General features: G+C 48.9%; 1 protein-coding gene. It reads right to left on the bottom strand.

The window, feature by feature from the left end:
• On the bottom strand, window positions 1-1625 hold a 1625-nt coding region (locus PY092_RS19605), incomplete at both ends, for an autotransporter outer membrane beta-barrel domain-containing protein (protein WP_275617415.1).

Here is a 1625-nt window from a genome sequence, read left to right as displayed (position 1 = left end):
TCAAGATTAGCGGGAATATTGGCCAAATCATTGAAGTCGCCCGAGAAATCGTCCGTTGCATCGGTGTCAAGGTTAGGGAACTCGTTGTTCACCGCTGTTGCCACCTCGGCATCGGTCAATTGGGTATCGTTGTCGATGTCATCCGCGAATCCGGCGGGAACCCCCGTCAAGCTGCTCCACTGTCCGTCGAAGTCATCCGTGGAATCCACATCCAAGTTGGCGGGAAGGTTCGTCAAATCGTTGAAGTCGCCTGAAAAATCATCAGTGCTGTCAACATCAAGATTAGCGGGAATATTGGCCAAATCATTGAAGTCGCCCGAGAAATCATCCGTTGCATCGGTGTCAAGGTTCGCTGGGACATTGGTCAGGTCGTTGAAGTCACCACTGAACCCGGAAAGATCAAAATCGTTACCGCTTGGGGTCACGGTCACTGTCCCATCATTGGATGTGATCGACTGTAATTCGTTCGTTGGGTTGTTGTCCGCATCGTCAACATTGTCTGTACCCGAAAAGGTAATAGGTGTCCCGTTACCGTTATCAAAAGTATAGGTACCGTCCAAATTGTCCGTAACAAAAGATTTATTTACGGTCTGTGGAACACCATTTTCGTTGGTATAGGTAAAAGTTCCATCATTGTTGTCCTCTAGATTTGTAATAGTCTCCGCTATACTGACAGAAGCAACATTCAAATAAAGTGCCCCATCAGAGCCAAAGGATATATTGTTGTTGAGATCCTTACTAATCAAATCCACTTGTTTGGTACCACCTCCATCGGTAACTCCCAGAACACCGTTTGATATAGAACTCCCTGTATTATATTCATTGCCAATAACCGCATCAGCATCGTCAACATTATCCACATCATCCGCAAAACCGGCCGGAACACCTGTCAAGCTGCTCCACTGTCCGTCGAAGTCATCCGTGGAATCCACATCCAAGTTGGCGGGAAGGTTCGTCAAATCGTTGAAGTCTCCTGAAAAATCATCAGTGCTGTCAACATCAAGATTGGCCGGAATATTGGCCAAATCATTGAAGTCGCCCGAGAAATCATCCGTTGCATCGGTGTCAAGGTTCGGGAACTCATTGTTCACTGCCGTTGCCACCTCGGCATCGGTCAATTGGGTGTCGTTGTCGATGTCATCCGCGAATCCGGCGGGAACCCCCGTCAAGCTGCTCCACTGTCCGTCGAAGTCATCCGTGGAATCCACATCCAAGTTGGCTGGCAAGTTTGTCAAATCGTTGAAGTCTCCTGAAAAATCGTCAGTGCTGTCAACATCAAGATTAGCGGGAATATTGGCCAAATCATTGAAGTCGCCCGAGAAATCGTCCGTTGCATCGGTGTCAAGGTTCGGGAACTCGTTGTTCACCGCTGTTGCCACCTCGGCATCGGTCAATTGGGTATCGTTGTCGATGTCATCCGCGAATCCGGCGGGAACCCCAGTCAAACTGCTCCACTGTCCGTCGAAGTCATCCGTGGAATCCACATCCAAGTTGGCTGGCAAGTTGGCCAGATCGTTGAAGTCGCCTGAAAAATCGTCAGTGCTGTCAACATCAAGATTAGCGGGAATATTGGCCAAATCATTGAAGTCGCCCGAGAAATCGTCCGTTGCATCGGTGTCAAGGTT

The sequence above is a fragment of the Flagellimonas yonaguniensis genome, from assembly GCF_029193885.1.
GTDB classification, from domain to species: Bacteria; Bacteroidota; Bacteroidia; order Flavobacteriales; family Flavobacteriaceae; genus Flagellimonas; species Flagellimonas yonaguniensis.
Note: the sequence above shows the minus strand (reverse complement) of the source record. Positions and strands in the feature narration are given on the sequence as shown.